This is a genomic window from Shewanella schlegeliana (genome assembly GCF_016765635.1).
Taxonomy (GTDB): domain Bacteria; phylum Pseudomonadota; class Gammaproteobacteria; order Enterobacterales; family Shewanellaceae; genus Shewanella; species Shewanella schlegeliana.
Map to the genome: position 1 here is coordinate 1 of NZ_JAESVD010000019.1, position 19,934 is coordinate 19,934.

At 46.3% G+C, this 19,934-nt stretch carries 14 protein-coding genes; 4 read left to right on the plus strand and 10 right to left on the minus strand.

The features are described from left to right. The 8 genes from JMA39_RS20910 to JMA39_RS20945 all read right to left on the minus strand — a co-directional run. A partial coding sequence (locus JMA39_RS20910; protein ID WP_202723815.1) for a VCBS domain-containing protein occupies window positions 1-2,005 on the minus strand: 2,005 nt, incomplete at its 3' end. A gap of 12 nt (window positions 2,006-2,017) precedes the next feature. Beyond that, entirely contained in the window at window positions 2,018-3,343 is a 1,326-nt protein-coding gene (locus JMA39_RS20915; RefSeq protein WP_202723816.1) for an HlyD family type I secretion periplasmic adaptor subunit, read from the minus strand. Next, window positions 3,336-5,471 carry a peptidase domain-containing ABC transporter gene (locus JMA39_RS20920; protein ID WP_202723817.1) on the minus strand — a complete coding sequence of 712 codons (2,136 nt, stop codon included), beginning with the start codon at window positions 5,469-5,471 and terminating at the stop codon, window positions 3,336-3,338. The genes JMA39_RS20915 and JMA39_RS20920 overlap by 8 nt, the downstream gene beginning before the upstream one ends. Before the next feature lie 5 nt (window positions 5,472-5,476). Beyond that, complete coding sequence (locus tag JMA39_RS20925; protein ID WP_237732958.1) at window positions 5,477-7,135, minus strand: ABC transporter transmembrane domain-containing protein; 1,659 nt, start codon at window positions 7,133-7,135, stop codon at window positions 5,477-5,479. A gap of 289 nt (window positions 7,136-7,424) precedes the next feature. Continuing rightward, window positions 7,425-8,786, minus strand: coding sequence for a tetrathionate reductase family octaheme c-type cytochrome (locus JMA39_RS20930; protein ID WP_373316367.1), 1,362 nt, complete (start codon window positions 8,784-8,786; stop codon window positions 7,425-7,427). 84 nt (window positions 8,787-8,870) lie between these two features. Then, window positions 8,871-10,583, minus strand: coding sequence for a DUF3373 domain-containing protein (locus JMA39_RS20935; RefSeq protein ID WP_202723819.1), 1,713 nt, complete (start codon window positions 10,581-10,583; stop codon window positions 8,871-8,873). A 175-nt stretch (window positions 10,584-10,758) separates the two neighbouring features. Beyond that, complete coding sequence (locus JMA39_RS20940) at window positions 10,759-11,088, minus strand: c-type cytochrome (RefSeq protein ID WP_202723820.1); 330 nt, start codon at window positions 11,086-11,088, stop codon at window positions 10,759-10,761. A 404-nt stretch (window positions 11,089-11,492) separates the two neighbouring features. Next, window positions 11,493-12,212 carry an SDR family oxidoreductase gene (locus JMA39_RS20945; RefSeq protein ID WP_202723821.1) on the minus strand — a complete coding sequence of 240 codons (720 nt, stop codon included), beginning with the start codon at window positions 12,210-12,212 and terminating at the stop codon, window positions 11,493-11,495. A gap of 142 nt (window positions 12,213-12,354) precedes the next feature. On the opposite strand from JMA39_RS20945, the gene JMA39_RS20950 reads away from it, so the two are divergent. Both JMA39_RS20950 and traF read left to right on the plus strand, forming a co-directional pair. Further along, on the plus strand, window positions 12,355-13,269 hold the full coding sequence (locus tag JMA39_RS20950; protein ID WP_202723822.1) for a LysR family transcriptional regulator: 915 nt from the start codon (window positions 12,355-12,357) through the stop codon (window positions 13,267-13,269). Window positions 13,270-13,476: 207 nt separating this feature from the next. Further along, complete coding sequence (gene traF, locus JMA39_RS20955) at window positions 13,477-14,670, plus strand: conjugal transfer protein TraF (protein WP_202723823.1); 1,194 nt, start codon at window positions 13,477-13,479, stop codon at window positions 14,668-14,670. Window positions 14,671-14,679: 9 nt separating this feature from the next. Here the strand turns inward: traF and JMA39_RS20960 are convergent, their stop codons facing one another. Together JMA39_RS20960 and metJ are read right to left on the minus strand one after the other, a co-directional pair. Then, the gene (locus tag JMA39_RS20960; RefSeq protein ID WP_202723824.1) at window positions 14,680-15,411 is read right to left on the minus strand and encodes a sulfite exporter TauE/SafE family protein; all 732 of its coding nucleotides are present in this window, start codon (window positions 15,409-15,411) and stop codon (window positions 14,680-14,682) included. A gap of 178 nt (window positions 15,412-15,589) precedes the next feature. Further along, a complete protein-coding gene (gene metJ, locus JMA39_RS20965) occupies window positions 15,590-15,904 on the minus strand; it encodes a met regulon transcriptional regulator MetJ (RefSeq protein WP_202723825.1) in 315 nt (104 codons plus the stop codon). 210 nt (window positions 15,905-16,114) lie between these two features. On the opposite strand from metJ, the gene metB reads away from it, so the two are divergent. Beyond that, window positions 16,115-17,275 (plus strand): cystathionine gamma-synthase, encoded by a 1,161-nt coding sequence (gene metB / locus JMA39_RS20970; protein WP_202723826.1) that lies wholly within the window; start codon window positions 16,115-16,117, stop codon window positions 17,273-17,275. 15 nt (window positions 17,276-17,290) lie between these two features. Continuing rightward, complete coding sequence (locus JMA39_RS20975) at window positions 17,291-19,684, plus strand: bifunctional aspartate kinase/homoserine dehydrogenase II (protein ID WP_202723827.1); 2,394 nt, start codon at window positions 17,291-17,293, stop codon at window positions 19,682-19,684. The last annotated feature ends 250 nt before the right edge of the window (window positions 19,685-19,934 follow it).

Consider the following 19,934-nt stretch of genomic DNA (forward strand, 5'->3'; position numbering starts at 1 on the left):
GAATCGCAGCTTGCGAGTTATCAGCCGTGTAAGTCCAGTGGCCTAAATTATTAATTGAAAGCGTACCGAACTGGCCTTGCAGGCTTTCTGCATTGAACTGGGCTTGGCCGTTGTCAGCATCAGTGACGCTAAGTGCGCCATCAACGCGAAGTTGCCCGCTGTGGACATCTTTATCTTCGGTGAGGCTTGCTGTCGAGGTACCCGCGATCACTGCTTTATCGTCAGTGCCATTAATGGTCACAGTGATTTTTTGCTCGGTGCCATCAACAGAGTGCACTAGTAAAGTCTCGGTGAGTGACTCACCTGTTTTTAATCCTTGAATCGCTGCTTGCGAGTTATCGGCTGTGTAAGTCCAGTGGCCTAAATCATTAATTGAAAGCGTACCGAACTGGCCTTGCAGGCTTTCTGCATTGAACTGGGCTTGGCCGTTGTCAGGATCTGTTATGGTTAATTGGCCTTCTACATGTAAATTACCTTGGTAATCTAGCGCTTTATCTTCAGTGACTGCGGCACTATTAATACCTTGGATCTGTGCTGCTTGATTACTGCCCGTAATATCGATAGTGACAACCTGACTAACACTTTGGCCTGAGCTGTCGGTAACACTAACAACAAACTGTTCTGAGGCTTTATCCCCTTGATTGAGCGCTTGAGTATTAGGTGATTGATTATCAAGTTGATATTGCCATTGGCCTGTCTGTGAATCGATAACGAGTTGACCGAATTGGCCTTGGCTTTGGGTTACACTCCACACTGCGGTGTCATTGTGATCTGGGTCTGTTGCAAGTAACTGGCCTGAAGCCGTATCGATACTCCCCATTTCATTTAATGACGCATGATGGATCCCTGAAATAGTGGGTAGATCATTGCTTCCTTTAACGCCTACTGCGATAACTGTGTTGACTTGATGACCTTGGCTATCAGTCGCTGTTACCACAAATTGTTCAGTGTGTTTTTCGCCTTCTCTCAACGCATCTGTTGAGCTTAATGCGTTGTTAAGCTGGTATTGCCATTGCCCAGTTTGAGCATTTAATTTTAGTTCGCCAAATTGACCTTGCGTCTGGCTGGTGAACCAAGTCACGCTTTGAATATTTTTACCATGGGCCGATAAGATTCCTTGAACTGTATCTGTAGCACTATCTTCTTTAAGATGTTGATTTTGTTGTTGACTATCAACAGCTAATGGCTTTTCATTTTTGCCAGTGCCAGTGCCAGTGCCAGTGCCAGTGCCAGTGCCAGTGCCAGTGCCAGTGCCAGTGCCAGTGCCAGTGCCAGTGCCAGTGCCAGTGCCAGTGCCAGTGCCAGTGCCAGTGCCAGTGCCAGTTCCTGTTCCTGCCGTTAAGGGCACGGTTGTTGCCGTGGTGCCCGGTAAAATATCGGGAGTGTGCGGTGGTGTGGTAGGTGCAAGTTGAGAATGATGTAGCTGTAAAGCTACAGTAAAATGCGGCTGCTGATGTTCATTGGCACTAAAGGTCAGAGCTTGGTCTAAGTTAGTTAGCCCCGGCGCTTGTGCGTTTTCATTGCGGAAATTAGTCCCTGAAGCTAAGCCTGTTGTTTCGGTCGAGCCCGTTGGCCGAGCGGCTTTATTGGCAGTTGTTTGTTCAGTTTGCGAGATTTGATTTTCTGAACCACTTTCGGGGTCAGTAACATTGTTTGTTTTGGTTGGAGTGCTATTGCTGTTGAGGTTAGCTAACGTCTGATTATCTTGTTCAAGGTTGGTAGCAGTATCTATGTTATCAGCAGTATTTGTACTAGAACTATCAAGCGTATCTGTTGAGGCGTTGGCTTGAGTTGACCATGATTTATCGGCAACCAGATCTTTATTGCCTATTTGAGCTGTTTTATCACTGTCTCTAAACTCTTTTGTTTTTAGACGCTTGGCATCTTTATCCAGTCGCTTTGCTTTTTGAGCTGATTGTTGCAGCCGTTTTTTCTGTTCAATCTTATCATTGTTTTTAGGGTTCGATGGAGAGGATGAATTGTGTTTGTTATCGTCATGACTCATGATTGCCTCTCTTTATCGTTCGCCAAAAGCTTCGGTTACGTTGGTGAATACGGGTTTCCAAAGGTATTGAAAGACGGTCTTATCGCCAGTGACAATATCGGCCTCGCCAGTCATGCCTGGGATTAAGTCAAATTGCCCCGGTTTATCTGAAAAGTAAGGCTTATCGATAGAAATTTGCACCTTATAGAACACACCACCTTTTTCATCTGCATCGGTACTCGGGGAGATGCGCTTGACGACACCATCTAAAGCCCCATAACGACTGTAGTCGAAGGCATCGATCTTAATTCGAACTGGCTGACCAACACGGACAAAACCAATATCTTTTGGTGATAGCTTAGCTTCCATCAGCCCTGTCTTGGTCATTGGCACGATAACCGCAACAGTGCCTCCAGGTTGGATAACACTGCCTGAAGAGGTTGAAGGAATTGATTGGATAATGCCGTCAACGGGCGCTGTGATGGTGTTTTCTGACACCAATGAACCGGAAGACTTAAGTCTAGCGATAATCCCTAATAGCTCAGCTTGGGCTTCGGTGCGTTTTTCTCCCACTTCTTTAAGTAAAGTTGCCTGTTTATGTTTTAGCTGTTGCTCTAGATTCAAGAGATCCTTAGACAATACCTCTTGTTTGCTTTCCATCACTTTTAGTTCGCGAATATAAGCGTCCAGTTTTTGTTGCGACTCTAAAATACGCAGCTTTGATACAGCTTGTTGTTCGGTAACAGATAGCATCATTTTCAGCGTTTTTTGTGCCGTGTTTATTTGATCATTTAACGGTGGGATTTCAGCTTGTAAGCCGCTAATTTCCGCCTGTGATTTGGCGATTTCAGTTTCTGAAAGTAACTCTACTGCCACTCGTTCTTGGTTCATGCGCTTTAAAGATGCGGTGTGAAGTTTAACGAGTTGCGGGTAGTCGGTGATAAATTCGTCAAAGTCAGCATCACGCCTATTAATAAATGCATCATAGCGTTCGATTCTTAACAGCAGATTTGCTCGCTTACTGGCTAGCTCCTCTTCTGCTGATTGGCTATCGATAGCAACAAAGCTTGCTAGGACATCGCCTGCTTTAACTACGTCTCCCTCTTCTACCTCTACTGAGGCAATGGTGCCTCCAGTACGGCTTTGAATAATTTGTCTATGTCCTAAAGGAACGACTTGGCCCTTAGATTTTGAGACCTCTTCTACGTGAGTAAAGATAGACCACAGCAGCATGATGAGCACTGAACCAGTGATCAAGTATATGATGCGCTTAATAAACTTTCGTTCGGCTGGTGCCTCAATTGCATCGGTAAATTCATGTTCTGGGTAGACTCTATTTGCTAATTGACGATTATCCATTTTGGGTATTCTCCTCAGAGTCTGTGGCGGCCTTATTTTGTGATTGGTCAGGAATAGGACCTGCGTAAACTACCGCACCCTTATCAAGAATAATGACCTTATCAGCTTGCTGGATAAGCTCTTGATCATGGCTGGTAAATAGCACAGTTGCTTTGCCTTTTAATGTGTTAAACGTGTTGAGCAGTGCCGCTTTAGCTGCAGGGTTGCGATTGGCGATGGGCTCATCTAGGATCACTAAGGTTGACTGCTTAAGTAGAGCGCGAGCTAAGCTGATATAACTGCCTTCAACGGCAGATAGAAGCGTATGTCCACGATTAAACAGGTTTATGTTTAAGTCATTATTGAGGGCATTAAAGAGTGAGTCTCCTCCTGCAGCGTGCAGGGCCTGAATGAGCTCATCATCGCTGGCGTCGGGCTTTGCTATCCTTAAGTTTTCAGCCAAGCTGCCGGGGAAGAGATCCGGCTCTGCTGGGCAAAATGCAGCCCACTGTCTAAAAGCTTCTGGATCGTATTGTTTTAGGTTTTTATTGTTAACGGTGACATAGCCAGCCTGCGCTTCTACTACCCCCGTTGCCGCTAATAGCAGGGAGGTTTTACCGCAGGCGTTAGGACCAATAATCGCGACATTCTCACCGGGCTCGATTTCTGCAGAGACGCCTGACAAGGCAGGCTCAGTATCGGCACTATATCTTAAGGTGACATGTTGAAAACTTATTGCGGGTGGGCATTCAGTTATGGGGGTATCGAGCCTAAGCTCACTGTTTTCAGTTCCTGCCTGCATAAAGCGGTCAAACTGTTTAATGGCAGAGTCCATCATGGAGAACTTTTGACTGGATGAAAACGCAAGTTGGGCAGGCCCAGTAATACGCCAAATTAGCATGACACAGGCTATGAGCGCGCCTGGGCTAATACTCTGATTTAAGACTAGGAATATGCCGGTAAATACAGTGACAAGCGCCGTTAATAAGCTCATGGCATGGGCGATGGCGGCATTGAGGCCATTGCGTTTGGCATATAAAAAGTTCTGACGACAGTTTTCTTTACACTGACGAGCAAATTTGGTGTTCCAGCCATCGGTTTCACCGCTGCTTTTCAGCTGTAGCAGATTCTTAGCCAGTTCATTAATGGAGTTTTGATAATCACTGCTGATAGTGGGAGAGGCGGATTGCGCATATTTATTAACAGCCTTCATGACCAAATAAAACAGTAATAGCATCACAATCGGCACGATAACTAACCAGCCACTTAATAGAGCAATGGTGACAAACGCAATAAGAGTGAAGGGGAGATCAACTAGTCCTGCTCCCCCAGGGCCAGAAAGCAAAGTTCGGACTTTTTCTGCGTTACGCATTCTGGCCATATGGTTAGAGATCCCAACCCGTGATAACACCATTAAAGGCATGCTTAGTAGACGCCGGAAAGTTAAGTTAGACAAATCGCGGGCGAAACGATTACTGGTGCTCGCCAGAACATTAGCACGGGTTAATCGGCTCGCAATTAAAACGGCTAATGCTAATGCTGCGCCAAGTGCGATACTGGGGAGTACATTAGGCGCTTGGCCACCAATGACTTTGTCATACACCGCCATGGTAAATAAAGGCACGGCAAGTCCAGTGATGCTCGACAGTAAACTGAGCCAAAATACCGGACGATACCATTTAGTGCGTTTAGCTAAGTGTGCGCTAAATGCGCGAATATTTTGTTTACTACTAGGCAAGCTTTCAATGACAAACAGATGGCTAGATTCCGGGATATCTTCAAACTTAATCGCTCGCCATTGACCACAGGCTCTATCGAATGACTCGAGTGCTTCGTTACGCCGTTGAACAATAAATGCTTCAGCCTCTTTAGGTACAACGATAAACGGATGTATTGATTGCAATATAGCCTGTTTATGGTGTTTAACAACCGAAAACCCTATGTGGTGCTTTGTTAATAAACTCGCTAATTGAGCGGTATCAATGTCGCTATCATTGGCATCATTTTGTAAGTTGGTGGCTTGGGCAAATAACCCCAATTGCTGAAGGAGTGCAATTAGCAACGGCTTTAATTCTGCTCCCACAGTCGCCTGATTGTGTGGATGAGTTTCTGAGTCAGATAGAGGATGAATATTGGCTGTATTTGTCATGGTACTCATCCTTGCTCTGATTGATTAACTAGCACTTCTGCTTCGCCATTAGCTGTGATATTGACCCGTAAGTCGCTGATTTGCGCTAGCGCACTGAAATGTGATGCACAAAGTATGGTGCTGCGACCTCGATATTGTTTAATGAGGCTGATAACTCGGGCTTGAGAGTCAGCGTCTAGGGATATCATGGGTTCATCAAGGAGTAATATTGACGGCGACTGCACCAGTGCACGCACAATAGCGATGAGTTTTATTGCGCCCTTGTTGAGCATTTGACTGTCACTCACTCCCACTTCCGTTTGGTAGCCTGAGGGCAGTTTAGCGATACTCATTGTTAGACCGATACGTTCGGCTATCTCCATTGCCAGCGCCTCTTTTTCGGGCCTGAACATGGTCATGTTCTCTAATAAGCTTCCTGCAAACAGTGTTGGCCAAGGTGGAACATAAGTGACTGACTGGCGATATTCATTGGCGTTGTGTTCGAGTTGGGCTATGCCATCGATATAAATGGTTCCCTGTTCTAAATGATGAAATGCACCAACGACACTCAATAGTAGGCTAGCGTGTGTTAGTGGATCAGAGGTCACTGTCACTAAACTGCCAGCAGGGATTTCAAGATTAAAGTGATTAATTCTTGCTCCTACCTGCTGACTGGCGGCTGCCTCAAACTTAATTGGGCCAAGGGGCAGTTTTTGCTGGTATTGCTTACTGCCTTTAAATGATTCTCGAGGAAGTTGAGCTAGGGTTTCAACGTGAGACATGGCCGTTTTTGCCTGAGCAAGGCGGGACCGTAGGCTGATAATGGCGCTTAGCGGTGCAATAGCACGGCCTGCTAAAATGGAGCAGGCAGCCAACCCACCCGTTGTTAATGTACCGTTTAGCACTTCTAGGCAGCCAATTAGCACAATCAGTAATGTTGTTCCTTGGGAGGCACCTTGGATTAACTCTTGTAATTTTGACGACAGCCAGTCGACTTGTTGTTGCTGAGCGAGACGGCGGTAATTGATTTCGCTGTAGCTCGATGCCAAACGGCTTTCCATGGCTAATGCTTTTGCTGTGGTGAGTCCAGATAAGACTAAAATCAGCATTCGCGAACGTTCGCTATCCGTGATTGCAAGATCTTGAGTGGCTTGGGTTAATTTTTTACCGATAAAATAAACCAGCCCGCCGATTAACCCCCAAACTGCAATCGGTATAAAGACCAGTGGGCCACCGATGTAGGCAACTAAGCTTAGGAATATCAATACAAAAGGGAAGTCCATGAGTGCGACTAAGGCTTGACCCGAATATATCTCGCGCATTGCGGCAATGCTGGCTAAACCACTAGAAACTTTACCTGTGCCAAGTGCTTCTACATGATGGTAGTCCGATTGCATCAGCGCACTGACTACCCGAGTGGTCGTTTTTAGTTCGAAGTTGGCGGCCGATGATGCTAAGACCCAGCTGCGGGCGAAACGTAATAGCAGTTCTAATAAAATGGCTACTGCTACGGCGGAGGCGAGCACGCTTGCGGTGCCATATCCTTGGTTAGGTAGGATTCGATCGTATATCTGCAGTAGAGTAAAGGGGAGGGCAAGGGAGAGTAGGTTGATAAATGTTGAGGAAAGAAACAATTCAGCCCAAGCGCGATTGTTATTTATTAAACTGAAGTTATCTCTCATCATTTGTATCATCCTTAAATACTTTTGAAAGCATGTCTAAAGAATAGAGTATGTACAAAAAATAGTCACGCAATAACAGCGTGTTAACTTATTTGTTGAATTAGGGCAGGAATTTGCTCTTGAGACAAGCGAAGCGTGTGATGTCATGCTCGCAAGGGAACATAAAAAGCGTCAGCCTGCTAAGAGCATGGCTGACGAATTGCCTTGCTAAGGAGAGGTAGCAAGGCTAGTTGGTGGGATGACTGTTTCTAATCTTTATTTGAATTTTTATTTCAGTGATATTTAAATTATGTCACTTTGTGTGTCTTTGTCCCCCTTTAACCTTCATGGGATCGCCCTCATAACCAAGGGCTTGCCAGTCGAGTCGGCCTTGTTGGCTGTGACAATCTTTACACTTTAGGGCGTCCTCTTTCGGGGAAACCATATGGTTGATTGGCCACCACATCTCGGTTGCGGCAAAACCATATTCACCACTGTATTTGATCCCTTTATCGACCATATTTTGATTTTGTTCCATACCGAGTCGAGCGGCTTTATCCCAGTCAAAGGTCTTCCAATAGCCACCTTTACCAAACACTTTTGGAGTGATGAAGATATTTAACTTCTTGTCATAGATTTGTTTGCCCGTATGTACCTTGAAAGGAGTGATTTTGGCATGGGGATCATTAATATCACCTAAAGGGTGGGTTAGCTTAGTGACTGAATTTGCCTGCATCTTATCGCCAGCCATATAGGCATCGGCTTTGCCGTTATACCAAGCGTATTGAGGTTTTACATTCTTAGCCCAGACGAAGTCGCCCTTCTTCTTCATGTAGCTGTGCTTGCCATACTCATCGGTAGTCTGTTCGCGGTTTGACCCCGCTGTAGACCAGTCCCAGCTCATCTTGGTTGGCTCATTTTTCGCAAACTCTGGAATATGACAGGTTTGGCAAGCTACCGCTTGACCATGGTCATTGAGTTTCTGCTTCTTATGGGGCGCACTATCATGACAGTTGATGCAGCCAATAGGGTTGTCACCGCCAGGAGAGACGCCCATGGCATTCCCCGTGATCTGATGATCTTTAGTGGTGTGGCATTCCTGACACTGGAAGTCATTACCGTCGACATCCATATGCACATCGGTGCGTTTGTCGGGGTAGGACATCGAAGAATCGAGATCGCCATGTTTGACGCCATCACCGCCGCCACCGTAGAAGTGACAGGTACCGCAGTTGTCTCGCACTGGGGTGCCGACATTTTTGGCGACCCGTTCAAGGTTTACTTTCGCTAAGACTTCGCCGGCGCCAGCGGGATCTTTGACATAAGTGCCTGTGGTATCGTGACAGATGAGGCAGTCCACCTTGGTCATGTCGCTAAAGTCGAAGTTATTATCTTTCCAGCCATAGCCTGCATGACAACTTGTGCAGCGAGGCTCATTGCTAGAGATAGCGACACAGAAGTTATTGATGGTGTTCTTCTTGCCACGTTTAACAGTGCGCCCTGGAAGAGTTTGTTCCAGCTCCCAAGTCCAGTGTGACGATTTCATAAAGTCAGCGGCATGATCTTCATGGCACTCGATACATTGAGTGGTAACTTGTGACCCTGTTGTGAAAGGCCCCTCGATAAACTCACTGTGATCTTGCGCCGCTAAACTGCTATTGCAATACAGCAGCATAGCAACAAGGCTGAGTGTGATTGTTAAGGTTCTCATGGTTAATCCCTCCCTCCTCGGCACCCACCGAGGAGGCTGTTAATTGCGTTAGAAGTTGACGGTGAGAGAGGCGTTGATGTCGAAGGCCGTATCGACCACAGGAAGCATCGAATACGCTGTCCCCGCGATGACCTCATCGATATCCTGCGGAGCACCAACGGGAGTACCACTACCGGTATACTCATAGTCGTAGTAAAGGCCCGCTAGTTTGATGAACATACGTGGATTGATATCAAACATGTAATAGGCTTCGCCAACATGACCACGGGTGGCAAGCTTGCTGCCGATAGGGTCATCTTGGGCTTGAGTGAATGGCGTCCAATATTCAGAACCATAGTTATATTCGAAACCAACCTTGCCGTAAGGTGCTGGGATCTGAATACCGACATAGACACCGTAGCCATCTTTAGCATCGCTATCTTCGGCATTAGCGGCCATCATAATAATCTCACTGCCATCGGCATTGAGCTGCGCCTCAAATACCGCATCGCTGAGCATGCCGCCAAACATACCTGCATTGCCGTTGCCTTCGGCTCGAGTCCAGCCACCGGAAATAAACCATTTCAAATCGTTATCTTCCTCACGGGCGAAACCAATACCGCCGAGGAACATGTCGCCGATAACGCCACTGGGTTGTACCCGGGTCTCGAAGTTAAAGTTGCTGAACTTCTGCATGTCTTGATACATGGTCGGGGCAAAAATTCCGGCTAGCTGAGTAGGAAAGGCCATGGTTCCCTTAAAGCCATCGTTGACATCTTTGGCACCAAACAGGGTGAATTGGAGGAAGTTTTTACCGTCATTTATCGCATCGATATTGAAGCCACCAAGGTGGGTGTCTTTAGTTACTATGTCGCCAAACATCTCGCCGTTGCCCCACTGAGATTCGAAGCCTTGGCCGTAGCAGATGCGAACCACTTGGCCATCGACACCCGTTAGCTCACCGAGCTTGTAGCCTAAGGTTGCACCATCGAAGTTAAAGTTAACTAGGTGACCCGATGGGGTGCCGCCGCGCTTCTCGTTCTCACGGTACTGAGTCGGTGGGCCGTAGGTGGAAGGGCGTCGTCCAATAGAGAGATAGAGTGGTGAACCATTAATGTTCTTCCAGTCGAAGTAGGCGCGTTCGACTCTTAGCCAGTCGCCAGAGGTGTTACCGCTGTTGGTGCCATCCATTGTAAATGAGCGCCAAGAGTCGAACACCTGAACGCCAGTTGAGTCGCCCCAGTTTTTATACATAGAGAGTCGGCCTGCAAAGCTAACGTTATCCCACACCTTGGCTTTTAGGTTGAGGCGTAATCTTGTGGTGTAAAAAATATCATTATCAATGTCTTGAACCGTTTTAGGCGCAAGGACATAGGGCATGATCCCTTGCAGTTGTCCGTTTTGAAATGCGGCTGCGAGGTTAGGATCGGCGGCCATCATTTTACCCAGTGGGGAGCTGGGATCATTTGGCATGCCAAAATCTCCCGCCATCGCCTTGGCACCGAAGTCATTGAAATTAACCTTAATAGCAGGGTTCCAAGTGACATTTCGATAATGTAGTGAGTGGGCCTTAGTACGAAAATCACCTGTTAGCTCGATTCGATCGAGCGCGGTATGGCGTTCGTTTTGATCGACGCGATCATTGAGATCGTCGAGTTCGTTAGTGATATCTTCGAGCTGTTGTTTGAGATCGGCAATTTTTTGAACATCATTTTCGTTTGCATAGATGCTGCCAGAGAAAGCGATAGCATTGGCAACAAGCAATGATATAAGGGTACGCATAATATCTCTCCATTTTGAGTTTTTGGCTTATTTTCATGCGTTTAAACTCGATGTTATCGTCAGGGGACTAGGTAGGGCGGCTGTTTTTAGGCAGCATGAAGCCCTGAGGTAACTCCCCATTTTTATTTATTTGTTGGTTAAAATATTTTTAAGCAGTAGTGCCGCTTAACCGGTGTTAGCCACAAGTTTGAGGCTGATCAGAGTCTGCGGCATGGTCATAGAGAAACTGCTGAATATCTTTTAGATCTTTTTCGGATAAAGCATTAAAGGCTTCTTGATCGCCTTTATGCTTCATACGCTTAAAAAAGCGATCCCATTGGCTCATGGTTTTGCTCATTGGGGTGATCTCGCCTCCTATCGCGTCTTGACTATGGCAAGCCTTACACTCTTTTTTATAAAGATGTTTGCCTTTCTTGGGGTTACCGCCATCGGCGGCTTGAGCTTGTAGCCCTACAGCCAATGCTAGCGCAAGGCCTATACCGATTTTTGTGATAGTTTTCATCATCAATTCCTTACTCTTTTTGTATGGTATTACGCCGTCCTTTGCGGGTTGGCAGAGTGTTCCAAAAATGCTTCTGCCTTGTTATTAAAGTTAGCAAGGTGGACTGGTTTAATTGTTGAGCTTGATCATATTCATGATAAAAATCTAATTGATATAAATATCATTGAATAAAATCTAATTGAGTATTTTTCGATGATTTATTTCATTGATTAGAATGGATTTTGTTTGTTGTTAGTGGTTTTTGAATTGCAAATTTGGCTATTTTTGTTGCAGATCTAGATCACACTTCTGATTTTTAACTATTACTAAAGTGATATGAGATGGTTGATTTTTGGTAAACAAAAAGCCCAGTCAGCATAGCTGAAAGGGCCTTAGTGAACAGGTGAAGCTGTGGCTATTAACAGAGCTTATGGCTCTTGACGGGTTGCCGCTAATACGATTTCACGTACACATACACTTTGTGGTTGCTCGAAGGCAAACAGTGCTGCTTCGGCAATGGTTTCTGGTGCAATAACACCGCCCATATGCTGTTTCCAATCTTCATAACCCGCCTTGATATCATCGTTAGTGGTGTGGCTCAGTAGTTCAGTTTCTACGGCACCTGGCGCGATAGTGATCATGCGTACATCATCCATCGCCACCTCTTCACGAATGTTCTCAGTCAATGCATGTACTGCAAACTTGGTTGCGCAGTACGCAGAGTGGTTCGGGAAAGTCTTGCGGCCTGCGATTGAGCTGACGTTGATGATGGTACCTGTCTTGCGCGCTTTCATATCGGCAAGGACGGCGTGAATACCGTTTAGTACGCCCATCACATTGATGTTTAGCATACGGCTCCACTCTGCAGGATCTTGAACATCTGCGGCGCCGAGTAACATTACACCAGCGTTATTGATTAAGCAGCCAACTGAACCAAACTGTGCTTCAGCGGTAGCAATAGCTGCTTTCATGGCGTCTGCATCGGTCACATCTACACTAACGGCTAGGCAGTTATCTAAGCCTAGTGCTTGCATAGGCTCAATGCGACGTGCCAATAGCAGTAGTGGGTGGCCTTTTGCGCTGAAAGCTTTCGCCATCGCCGCGCCAATACCAGAAGATGCACCTGTAATAACGATTAGTTGTTTCATATCAGCCTCAAATAAGGGGGTCTTTGTTGGTAAGTATTCTAACCAAGCTAATATTGTTGATATATAATCTACAGAGAATATGATTGTTTACATATAACTCCTAATCTACCTCTGTTTATTAAGCCAAAACGAGTTTCTATTTATGTACCAAGACCTAAATTTAGCAGATGTACGGGCTTTTACCGTGATTGCGGAAAAGGGCAGTTTTACCCTTGCTGCCGAAAAGCTCGGTTGTTCTCGCTCGCACCTTTCTAAACAGTTGACTCAGTTAGAACGCTACTTAGGGGTCACCCTGATCACTCGCACGACTAGGGCGCAACGATTAACTGAGCAAGGCGTGTTTTTTTATGAGCGTTGTCAGCACGCGTTAGATATCATGGAGCAAGCGGTGGCCAAGACGGTAGATGATGCCCATAATCTACAGGGCAAGATTAATATCAACTGTGTGGGGGGCTATATCGGTGAGGAGATCGTTAACCAACTGGTTAATGACTTTATGACTATGCACCCCAATATTCAGGTGCACTTAGATTTCAGTAGCCAGAGAGTCGACTTGGTGCTCGATGAGTTTGACTTGGTCTTTAGAATGGGCGAGCTTGAGGATTCAGGCTTAGTGGCCAGAAAGCTGATGGATATTGCAAATTGTACTTTGGCATCGCCAAGCTATATCGCTAAACATGGTAGGCCAGAACATCCTAAAGAGCTTAAGCATCACGCCTGTGTTACCGGCTCGGTTTATCACTGGCACTATCATCGCAGATCCGACAAAACTCAGAAGACAGAGGTGACTATTACCGGAGCTTTGCTGTGTAAGAATGGCAGAGTGATGAAAAGCAGTGCGTTAGCGGGTAATGGTATTGTGCGCCTGCCGGAGATCTACTGTAGCGCAGAGCTTAACGCTGGCACCTTGGTCCATCTATTTGAAGACTGGACCATTTCAGACACGCCGCTTTATTTGCTCTATAACAGAGACCAATTTCAGCCAGCTAGGTTAAAACGGTTCATCGACTTTACCACTCAAAACTTTATGAAGTATGTTCAGCTGCCAGATGTTTAAATAAGTTTTGGTCGATGACCTCGTGAGGGGGAGTGCGTCGGCTCATCCATCTTTCGACCTAATTGCTAAATAAATGTAATTTTAAAGTTAACTTTATCTCCGTTTTATTCAATTTTGTCTTAGAATACTTTAAGAACAAAATAACCTTTTTTCGATTTGAGCCATATTGCTGCTTAGAACGTTAAGGACATAAAAAGGGTGGAATGGATGAAACTACAGAAAATTGCACTGACTTGTGCCTTATTACCCTGCTTTTTGGCTAATGCAGGGCAGGAGTACTATGAGGCGCGTAGTGATGCGATGGGCGGCGCAGGTGTTGCGGCTTCCAACAAAGAGGGAGCAGCCTTCGTTAACCCCGCCCTGCTAGCGATTAATGCCCATAAAGACAACTCTGCAGTACTGTTGATCCCGGTACTGGGTGTCGATATGGCTGACAGCGACGATATGATAGATAAGTTTGACTCGCTAATTGATTCTTATGATGCTCTAACTGCAGCAATTGATGCTGAGAACAGTGCCAATATTACGAAGTTTCGTGATGATCTGGTTGGCGACCTTGAGTCCCTTAAAGGGACATCTGCCTATGCCAGTGCTGGGCTTGGTTTTAGTGTTGCGATTCCGCATCAAAGAATGCCGATGGCAATTTTCTATAAGAGCTATGTGAACGCAGTTGGTGTGGCCGACATTGCTCAGTCTGATATTGATACGCTTAATAACTTAGATCCTGAAAACCCGCCGAAAATCTCTGATCTTGACTCACAAGGCCAAGTGGTTGGTGGGGCTGTATCGGATCTTGGTGTAGCCTTAAGTTTCCCCCTCTCTATTGTGAATATGCCTATCTCTGTTGGAATATCACCTAAGTTACAGCGAATAGATACCTATAATTATATCGCCAACGCGAACAACTTCGATGCTAGTGACTTTGATGATGTTAAGTATCGTAATGATGAAACCAATTTTAATTTAGATATCGGTGTCGCCATGCAACCATTCGACGGCTTAACTCTTGGCCTATCAGGACGAAACCTGATCAATCATGATGTGGATACGATTGAGGTTGAGGGGCAGAAGTTTACTTATCGTGTAGAGCCTCTAGTGACCGCAGGCGTGGCTTTTGATTGGAATATTGTATCGGTTACGACCGATATCGATTTGATTGAGAACAAGAAGTTTAAAGAGCTAGATGGTACTCAATACTGGCGCTTAGGTGGTGAAGTGAGAGCCTTCGATTGGATGGCGTTACGACTCGGTTATCGTCATGATATGAAAGACTCTACCGCCAACCTCTACTCTTTGGGGACAGGTTTTGCCTTTGGGGATTCATTTTTCTTAGATTTTACCGGTATGTTCGGTGATGACAATGCAGTAGGAGGCGTATTGCAAACCTCCTACCATTTTTAATCGTTACAGTTAGCCGATTAACTCGATAGTCGATTTAATCGTAAGGATGAGTGCACTGACCCCACATAAAGCCAGAGTTAACGCTCTGGTTTTTTGTTTGTCGACGTGGCCAACCAAGCGTCCAGCTACGAGATAGCCTAAAACGACAGAGGGCAGTAACATCAAAGAGATATAAAAATGCTCTAGGGTGAGTAGGCCTGCAAGTGCCAAAATGATCAAAGCGATCATTGAACTAAAGATAAAGAAGGCTGACAGGGCAGCGCGAAATTGACCAGCATCTTTACCTGAAAGTAAAATGGCCAGCGGTGGGCCACCAATCGCGGCGATATTACCGAAGACGCCAGATAATACGCCTGCGATAAATAGGCTGAAACGGTTTACCGGAATGCTTAACTTCATTAGGCTCAGGCCGACGGCTAATGCGACAATTCCGGCAATCGCAAGACCTAAGATCGGCTGCGGTGCGACTAAAATGAGAGTTGCACCTAATATCCCACCGGGAATACGACCCAATAACGCGTACTGTAGACCGTTGAACTCGAGCTGACCTCGCTCCCGAAACAGTGTCAGTAGTGCAATCGAGAAGCCCATCATAATGACTGGCGCTGGCACTAAACTAGGATCGACAATATAGAGCAGGGGGCTAGCAACAACAGCTAGGCCAAACCCAATAAGGCTTTGAGTCAATGCGCCGCAAAAGATAATGAGTGAGGCGAGTAAGAGTGTAACGGGGTCGATCATCAGTTTATCCAGCCATAGGGCTAATGAAGAGTGAGGAGGAGAGCTCTACACTCTTATTTGAAGGTTTAGGTGTCTTAAGTTATTACTAGCTAGTGAAGCTCATATTTAGGGCAAAAACAGATAAGGACTGCTTAGCAGTCCTTATCTGGAGATCTTGTTTACTGATAATCGATGAAGATTATTCAAGTTCTTCCCACTCAATACCCATCTCATCCATCAAACGCTTCACCTCAGCAGGCATGCGGTCGGGTTTATCTTTAGTAAGATCTTCGTCGTTTGGTAGTGGTTGGCCTGTGTATGCATGCAAGAATGCTTCGCATAACAGTTCACTATTGGTGGCGTGGCGCAAGTTATTTACTTGGCGGCGTGTACGCTCATCGGTAAGCACCTTAAGTACTTTCAAAGGAATGGAGACAGTAATTTTTTTCACTTGCTCATTCTTTTTGCCGTGTTCAGCATAGGGGCTGATATAATCGCCATTCCACTCAGTCATTGACTCACCTGTTATTTCAAAATTCGGGGCAGATTTTAACCCTTTAAATTGTGCAGTCAAATTATTGCCTCTTATTTATGACAATTGCAAATAGATTTCTATATGCATGGACGTCTAAACGGCTAAAATGGTTGACGAGGGGCGAGTGCTTAGGTACATTTAGACGTCCAGACATCTCTTGGCCAAAAAATAATAGCAAAGGAGTAGTACATGACTGAGCGTAAACTCGCCACTGCGGCAGTACGTCAAGGAATTGAGTCCGATAGCCAGCATGGCGCGGTTGTGCCACCGATTTATCTTTCTACTAACTACTCTTTTGATGGCCATAAGAATCCAAGAGACTTCGACTATAGCCGCTCTGGTAATCCAACACGTTCGATATTAGGTGATGCCATTGCCGAGTTGGAAAAAGGTGCGACGGGTGTAGTCACCTGTACCGGGATGGCGGCAATCACTTTGGCGACAAGTTTGCTAGGACCCGATGACTTACTCATTGTTCCCCATGACTGTTATGGCGGCAGTTACCGTCTATTCACCAATTTAGCTAAAAAGGGCCAGTTTAAGCTATTAGTGGTGGATCAAACCGACTCACAAGCACTCAATCAGGCGATAGCTCAGAAACCTAAGATGGTTTGGTTAGAGACGCCATCTAATCCGCTGCTGCGTGTGGTAGACATTGAGGCTATCAGCTCAGCCTGTCATGAAGTAGGCGCATTGGTGGTTGTTGACAATACTTTCCTATCGCCAGTACTGCAGCAGCCGTTATTACTGGGCGCCGATATTGTGATTCATTCCACTACCAAATACATCAATGGTCACAGTGATGTGGTGGGCGGAGCAGTTGTGGCGAAAGACCCGGAGCTGGGTGAACTGCTGCATTGGTGGTCAAATACGTTAGGGTTAACAGGCTCAGCATTTGACAGCTATCTCACTTTGCGCGGAATTCGTACACTTGCAGTACGAATTCGCGAACATCAGGCGAATGCGCAGCGAATTCTTGATACCCTTATTAACCATCAGGCTGTGTCCAAGATATACTACCCGGGACTTAAAGATCATCCGGGTCATGAAATTGCGGCTAAACAGCAAAAGGGCTTTGGTGCCATGCTGAGCTTTGAACTTAATGGTGGCGAAGCACAGTTGGTCGCATTCTTAAAAAGTCTTAACTATTTTTCAGTTGCAGAAAGCCTTGGTGGCGTAGAGAGTCTAGTGGCTGTGCCAGCGACTATGACACACAGAGCGATGGAGCCTGAGGCTCGCGCCGAAGCTGGGGTTAAGGATACGCTTATCCGTCTTTCTGTGGGTATCGAAGATGCCGATGATCTTGTTGCCGATATTGAAGCTGCGCTTAATGCCGCAGTCGCTTGTTAATTAAAGGGGTATACGATGGCACGCTGTCACTTACATAAATTTGGTGGCTCAAGTCTTGCTGATGCAGACTGTTACCGTCGCGTTGCTCATATTCTGCTGACTCACGGCCACAGCGATGATTTGGTTGTGGTATCTGCGGCAGGTAAAAGCACCAACTTCTTGTATAAGTTACTCGAGTTGAGTACGACTAAACAGCTGTGGCAAGAAGAGCTACAAACACTGATCAGTTTCCAGCAGAATTTGATTGAGCAGTTGCTCTCAAATGAGCAGGCGCGCGCTCTAAGAGAGCGACTGTCTAACGATAAGGCGCAACTGATCAGCTTGTTATCGCTAGAGTCGATTAATGATTATCAGAGCAACCAGGTGGTCAGCTTTGGTGAGCGCTGGTCTGCACGCCTGCTAGCAGCACTACTGCGAGAGTCCGGTGTAGCTGCATCCGATGTCGATGCGCGCACACTCTTGATTGCCGATGAAGCCGCAGTGCCGCAGATCCGCCTGCAGGAATCTCGCCAGCGCGTTCACACCATGACCGAAACACACCCCAATGAACGCCTCATCATAACGGGTTTTATCTGTGCCAATGAGCGCGGTGATACCTTGTTACTAGGGCGTAATGGCTCCGACTTTAGTGCCACCTTGATTGCCAGTTTGGCGGATATCGAGCGCGTGACAATCTGGACCGATGTCGAGGGGGTGTTTAACGCCGACCCGAATAAGATCAATGATGCAAAGCTTCTTAGCAGTCTTTCATTAGCCGAAGCAAACCGCTTGGCACACTTAGGCTCTCCGGTGTTGCATAATAGAACCCTGCAACCTTTGTTTGATACTCAGGTAAGCCTTGCGGTTCGTTCTAGTTACGCCTCCCATACCGACTTTACCTTGATTGCACCTAAGAGTTCGTCGGCGAGCGCGCCAGTGGTTACCAATTTAAGTAGCGTTGCGTTATTTAATCTGGAGCTTAAGACCGAGCTTAAACAGCTTGTCGAGCTGCTTGAGGAAACCGGGCTAAGTCCTTTAGCTTATTGGGAGCTGGGGCAAGACCGTGTAGAACTTACGGTAACCCTCGAGAATCAAAAGCAGGTTTTAGCGTTATTAGATGTTAATCGTGATGCATTGGGCGTGCTCGATATTAAGATCACCGAAGATCTGGGTTTAGTCGCGCTAGTGAGCGCCGATGCCAACTTGTATCGCCGTGGCTTTGCTAGACTGCTTAGTCGTAATGCTAGACCTCTGTTTAACGATGGCATGAGTCTAGTGACACTGGTGCCTCAAGGGCAGGTGAACTTACTTACGCAAAAAGTGCATCGTCGCTGTGCCGGTCCGCGTAAACGCATCGGTGTATTGCTACTGGGTGTCGGTAATATTGGCGAAGCTTGGGTAGAGCTATTTAGTGGTGCTAAATCGGCACTAAATAAAGAGCTTGAGGCAAGTGTCGAGTTGGTTGGCTTAGTGAGTTCACGCAAGGCGCTTATCAGCGATGAAGGCATTGAGCTGGACACTTGGAAACAGGCCTTCGAAGAGCATGCGACGCCTTGGCAATACAGCCATCTATTTGAAGAGTTACATGATTTAGAATGTGATGAAGTGATAGCGCTCGATATCAGTGCCAGTGCCGATCTGACGCTTCAGTACCCAGAGTTTTTTGCTCGTGGAATTCATGTTGTTAGCGCTAACAAGCTTGCGGGTTCTGGACCACTGACTTTCTATCGTGAGTTGAAGCAGCAGCTAGATAACCGCCGTTTATTCTGGCGTTATAATGCAAGCTGTGGTGCCGGCCTACCAGTACAGCATGCGTTGAACGATCTGCACAATAGTGGCGACAGTATCGAAGCGGTTGGTGGGATCTTCTCCGGTACTCTGTGTTGGTTATTTGAAAACTTCGATGCCAAAAAACCTTTCTCGGAGCTAGTCATAGAGGCGAGGGGCTTAGGGATCACGGAACCCGACCCAAGAGACGATCTCTCTGGTCGAGATATGCAGCGTAAGCTACTAATCCTTGCTCGTGAAATCGGCTTTGAGATCGAGCTTGAAGACATTGAGCTTAAATCGTTAGTGCCAGCTCAGCTTGCTGAATTACCACTAGAGCAATTTTTAGCACGGATTGGTGAGCTGGATGCCGATATGCTGCAACAGTTTGTCGCGGCGGCAGAGCAAGATAAAGTACTGAGGTATGTGGCCTCTTTAGATAAGGTCGAGGGGAAGTTGAAGGCCGAAGTGGGCATACAGTGGGTGGATATTTCTCACCCCTATGCGAACCTAACACCAGGTGATAACGTATTTGTGATCCGTAGTGAGTTCTATCAAGACAACCCGTTGATTATACGAGGGCCTGGAGCTGGGCGTTTAGTGACCGCAGCAGCAGTGCAGTCAGACTTGGCCCATATTTGTCGCGATCTACTACAAGAATAAATTTCATGTTATACCAATCAGTATAAGAAGTTGATCTACTCAGAGCGTTTTTTGGCAAACTAATTCAAGGCAAATAGCTGAAAGAATGGTTATTCCCTTGTGAAGCTATTTAACGCAGAAGTAGGCAGCCAAAAACGCTCCAGAATGGCGAGTTTTAGCGGCTCTGATACTGTGTTAACGAGCTTAACCGTAGAACAACTATGCTCTTCACTCGTTGCCTTGTCTCAGTGCCGCTAAACTCTCGCTGAGC

Bases quoted from the DNA above. Each gene is read 5' to 3' on its own strand.
- metB (WP_202723826.1), top strand. From the start codon at position 16,115: ATGACTGAGCGTAAACTCGCCACTGCGGCAGTACGTCAAGGAATTGAG.
- metJ (WP_202723825.1), bottom strand. From the start codon at position 15,904: ATGACTGAGTGGAATGGCGATTATATCAGCCCCTATGCTGAACACGGC.
- JMA39_RS20975 (WP_202723827.1), top strand. From the start codon at position 17,291: ATGGCACGCTGTCACTTACATAAATTTGGTGGCTCAAGTCTTGCTGAT.
- JMA39_RS20940 (WP_202723820.1), bottom strand. From the start codon at position 11,088: ATGATGAAAACTATCACAAAAATCGGTATAGGCCTTGCGCTAGCATTG.
- JMA39_RS20930 (WP_373316367.1), bottom strand. From the start codon at position 8,786: ATGCTGCTGTATTGCAATAGCAGTTTAGCGGCGCAAGATCACAGTGAG.
- JMA39_RS20925 (WP_237732958.1), bottom strand. From the start codon at position 7,135: ATGATGAGAGATAACTTCAGTTTAATAAATAACAATCGCGCTTGGGCT.
- JMA39_RS20960 (WP_202723824.1), bottom strand. From the start codon at position 15,411: ATGATCGACCCCGTTACACTCTTACTCGCCTCACTCATTATCTTTTGC.
- JMA39_RS20945 (WP_202723821.1), bottom strand. From the start codon at position 12,212: ATGAAACAACTAATCGTTATTACAGGTGCATCTTCTGGTATTGGCGCG.
- JMA39_RS20935 (WP_202723819.1), bottom strand. From the start codon at position 10,583: ATGCGTACCCTTATATCATTGCTTGTTGCCAATGCTATCGCTTTCTCT.
- JMA39_RS20915 (WP_202723816.1), bottom strand. From the start codon at position 3,343: ATGGATAATCGTCAATTAGCAAATAGAGTCTACCCAGAACATGAATTT.
- JMA39_RS20920 (WP_202723817.1), bottom strand. From the start codon at position 5,471: ATGACAAATACAGCCAATATTCATCCTCTATCTGACTCAGAAACTCAT.
- traF (WP_202723823.1), top strand. From the start codon at position 13,477: ATGAAACTACAGAAAATTGCACTGACTTGTGCCTTATTACCCTGCTTT.
- JMA39_RS20950 (WP_202723822.1), top strand. From the start codon at position 12,355: ATGTACCAAGACCTAAATTTAGCAGATGTACGGGCTTTTACCGTGATT.